Source organism: Bartonella sp. CE47NXGY, from assembly GCF_042195415.1.
Lineage (GTDB): Bacteria > Pseudomonadota > Alphaproteobacteria > Rhizobiales > Rhizobiaceae > Bartonella.
The window spans coordinates 1-4467 of the sequence record NZ_JBHIOI010000061.1; the positions used below are offsets into that span (position 1 = coordinate 1).

Annotated in this window: 3 protein-coding genes; all 3 read right to left on the reverse strand. The window is 36.0% G+C overall.

Translation table 11 applies throughout. From position 1 onward, the window contains the following. A partial coding sequence (locus ACFIL3_RS09060) for an autotransporter outer membrane beta-barrel domain-containing protein (protein ID WP_375682112.1) occupies window positions 1-2849 on the reverse strand: 2849 nt, incomplete at its 3' end. A gap of 970 nt (window positions 2850-3819) precedes the next feature. Further along, entirely contained in the window at window positions 3820-3969 is a 150-nt protein-coding gene (locus ACFIL3_RS09065; RefSeq protein ID WP_375612614.1) for a hypothetical protein, read from the reverse strand. Between the two features lie 159 nt (window positions 3970-4128). Continuing rightward, window positions 4129-4467, reverse strand: a 339-nt coding sequence (locus ACFIL3_RS09070) for an autotransporter outer membrane beta-barrel domain-containing protein (RefSeq protein ID WP_375682113.1), incomplete at its 5' end; no start/stop codon positions are given.

Genomic DNA, 4467 nt, shown 5'->3' on the forward strand with positions numbered 1-4467 from the left:
GTTCTGATATTGGCTAAAAGCGCGTTTTGTTTAGCCATATCGGTTAATCCACTATAGAAGAGAGCATTTGGCATGACCAAATAGCTTGCTGTTTGTGGTACAGGGGCAACGGTAGGGATATTTGTTTCAGGATCAGGATTTGAACCAGAATTGGAGTCAAGCAGTTCGGGTTGTAAACGGAAATCCCAGAAGTTTTCATTCTTTTCATCAAAGAGGTTTTGCGCAATATCGGCTTTGCCTTGGCTTGAGTCTGGTCCATAGGCACGTAGTGTATACATATCCGGTAAGCCACCTCTTGTGGTATAGCCATTTACCAGTTTGAAAGAGTTTTCTTCTGCTTTTCCAGAAACTTGAATGAGTGAAAGACCTCGGACATTGGCAGCAGCAGAGGTATTTGCTTCGATATTGTTCTCTTCTAAGCGCCCCGTGACATAAACTGATGTGTTGCCAGAAACATCCCCATGGATTAAAAGCCTATCGGTTTTTTGGTCATTTATTGCAGCACCATCACTCCAAGCCGTGTTGAAGTAAATCTTTGCGTCACCAGAGGCATTGTAGACGGCTTGCGTGTCTGGTTTACCAGAACCTATATACAAAGTTTGGTAATGCTGTTTTTCTGTTGGCTTGCTAAACATAATGGAGCTGTTATCGAGATTAAGCGTAGAAATATCGGAACGAGATCTTTGAGCAATATCAAGTAGTTTTCCATCAGCATCTTTTTCATTGTTACTGATCTTCAACGTCCATTTTGTGTCGTTTTTCAGATCAAAGCGTGTTTGCCCATTTTCGTCATTTCTTACACCGCCTTGTAAGACAGAATGGTCTGCGGTTAAAGTAAACATTTCAACAGGTTTTGTCTTCTGCTTTATGTTTTTGAATAACGTATCTGCAAGGATTTTTGAATTTTTGAGATTAATTTTTCCCATTGATTCATCGGTATTTATTCCAATACCATTTTCAACGATCAGATCTGTATTGGTCAAATTAACTTCACTGTTTTGCCAATCTTGTGGATTACTATTACTTAGGCCATTTAACTTATTTTTAGACAAATCTGTAAAATTCACCCCAGCAACCCCTGCTGTTGCAGAAGTATTTGCGAGATCAATATGTCCATTTCTGTTTATCTTTAGTGCAATTAGTGTTGCATCTATTTTGTTTTCAGCGCCATTGATCATCTTAATCGTGCTATTGGATGCGACAAGTCCAAAATCAACTTTTTCAATCGTTGTTTTTCCGTTTAATTCAATGACGCTATTTGCAGCAGCATTTACACCCATGCTGGGCAGTTCGATTCCCTCAATATTTGTTTTCTTCCCTTTTATCGTTAATTCTTCACTTGTGATTTTGCCTCCATCCGTTACATAAAGACCAAAGAGAGTCTTCGTAATCGTTGTTTTTCCTTTTAATTCAATGACGCTGTTTGGGCCCTCAGCTGATGCGCCTGTAACTGAGCTTTCGCCATTTTCTGTGAGTGCAACATCTTTAACATTAATATATCCACCCAAAGTTGCATATAATGAATTATTACTCCCAGTAACAGTTCCTCCTGTCATGAAAATTTTTGATTGCTCACCAATGGCACTCAGCGCATTATGCTCAGATGAAATGATTTTCGCACCATTGTTTAAAGTAATGCTGCTGCCGTTTTGAGCAATTATTGCTTCTCCTTTTGCCTCAAAAGATCCGCCGGTGATTGTTATTTGAGATTTGTTATCTGCTAAGATGCTGTTTTTTGCTTTCGTGACGGTTACATTATTTAAAGTGACAATACTTCCTTTGTCAGCACTTATTCCTTTATCCATAAGAAAGTCATCATTTCCGCTTGATATTTTTACATCTTTCAGCGTGTTTTCTTTGCTGGTGGTGTTAAGAAATGATGCACCTACTGCTTTGTCTCCTGTGACCTCAATCGATCCTCCGGTCATCTTGATTGTCGCATTATCACTTTCGGCTTTAACACCGATCGAAGCATTTTTAATTGTTGTGTTACCATTCAATTCAATAGTGCTGGAACCTCTTGCAAATGCACCGAATTTTGTTCCTTTACCATTTGCTGTGAGCACAACATCTTTAACATTAATATATCCACCAGCTTTTGTATATAATACACTATTGCTACCGGTAACAGTTCCCCCTGTCATAAAAATTTTTGATTGCTCACCAATGGCATTGAGCCCATCACCGTTAAGTGATGTGATTTTTGCCTTATTGTTTAAAGTAATGATACTACCGTTTCGAGCATTGATTGCTGTTTCGTTTGCCTCAAAAGATCCATCGATAACTGTTACTTGAGTTTGGTTATCTGCAAAGATGCTGTTTTTTGCTTTTTTAACAGTTATATTTTTCAAAGTGAGTTTACTTTTTTTTTCAGCTTTTATTGCGTTATAGGGGTCACTGTTTTCACTTGTTATTGTGACATTTTCCATATTTCCGTTACCCGCATTTAGCTGAATAGCGGTTTTATCAACATTGATAGAACCTCCTGTCATTTTGAATGTAGCGTTGTCCGATATATTAACGCCGTATTCATAGGAAGATTTAGTTCCAAGTGGAGCACCAATGATGGTATTGTCCGATAATTCAATCAAACTATCGGATCCTTTAACGGTGACAACGGTTGTAACAGATGGTGGTGTTGGAGAGGTACTCCCCAGCTTTAAATTCTTGCCGATGATTTTTCCACCTGTTTCTGCCCAAATATTATCGTAGCTTTCTTTAGAGACTTCCATTTTTTTTCCATCAGAAACTTTAAGTTCTTTAAGTTCTTCCGCTTGTGTGTTGTGGTAGGTCCCAAATAATAGAATTGCTGCAGTTGCTGTATGCGATAAAAGAGATTTTTTAGACATTTATGTTCTCCTCACTTAAAACTAAGCTACAAATATTTTTTCTGTTTGCCATATCTCCACTTGTTATAAGAAGAACAAACAATATAAGAAAATAAATAATGGTCTATAAAAATATTCTTCTTGCTCACTATTTTATAATTTACTTATAGTTTTATAATTTACTTATAGTCAAATTAAAAAATATAATAATTAATGTATATATTTATATTTAAGTCATATTATATTTATAGTTTTAGTTATTACGTATTAAATATATAATTAAAAATATTAAAATGATATTTAAAGACAATATTATAAGCAAATGATCGTTGTTTGTTTGTACTTTTTAATGGTATCACAGTACTGTCATATATTTTGATGCATTAAGGAGAATAAAGGGGGGACAGCATCGTTGGGAACAGCCGTCAGCAAAAATTAAAAAAGTTTACTTAATTTTAGATCTGAGGTGTTTTATATTGGATGTAATGTGTTTTATAAATATGCTAAAGAGTACTGATTGATGCTTTTATAAATCTTAGTTTCTTCTTGAGTATTTTGATAAAGTGGTTGATGTCTTTGTTTTTTTGGTGTATTTAATTAAATTATCTGCGTAAAGAAATATTTTGCAGTATGTTTCCTATGTAAAGAGGAAAATAATAGTAGCTTGTGCTTTTTATCTACTTACGACAGTAAAACTTTACATTTTCTTTTTGCTTTGAGAAAAAGGGGAAGGGGATTTTATGAAGCAAGCGCGATTTATCAATAAACATATATGATTTATCAATAAATACATATAAGGTGTTTTTTCTGAAAGTTTTACTTTCACTTGGAGATGAAGCGCTTTGCGACATTTTTGTTTATGAGAGATAAATGCCATTCAATATCTAAGACAGCGTAAGGGGCAGATTTCTCAAAATCACTGAATTTATTCTCACCCTTAAGCATAACCACCCGCTTTAGTGCATATTTTCATTCTTTTGCGCAAAGACTGCTACACGCATTTCACGCTCCCCAATTCCAGCAAATTGGCAAGACCTTCCACAGCTGTCTTTTCAGGATTATAACGAAAGCGTTTTTTTGCCTGTGTACGAGCAACTACTTCAATCTGGTATGCATCAAAAACAATACCTAGCCTTGTCAATCAATAAATCTTGATGGAGATGATCTTGGGAGGATAAAGAACAAAAGCTATTCGAGCGATCTTTTTATGAAAGGGTGTCAAGAATAAAAAAAGGCAGCATATCGTGCTGCCTTTTTATTAAATTGAATAGAATGAATAGGCTATTTTTACAGCCTTGATTTAAAACTGATAGCGTATGCCGCCTGAGAAATTTGCTCCAGATATACCAGTTTTCTGAAGCTTTTGTTGATAACTTACATCACCATGAAGGGAGAAATTGTGAGACAGTTGCGCATTGATGCCAACGCCGCCTTCAATTGCAGGTCCCATAGGATCAAGGTCAAAATCTCTGCCAATCTGGATGGTACCATTATCACCAAAGGTTTTGATCAAGTTTACTTTTCCATAGAAAGACATTGGACGGTTGCTTTCAGTGGAAATGGTTTTTGTCAAACGTCCACCAACACGGATCAACCATTGAGAAGGATTGTTCATATCAACGGTAAAATTATCAGCATC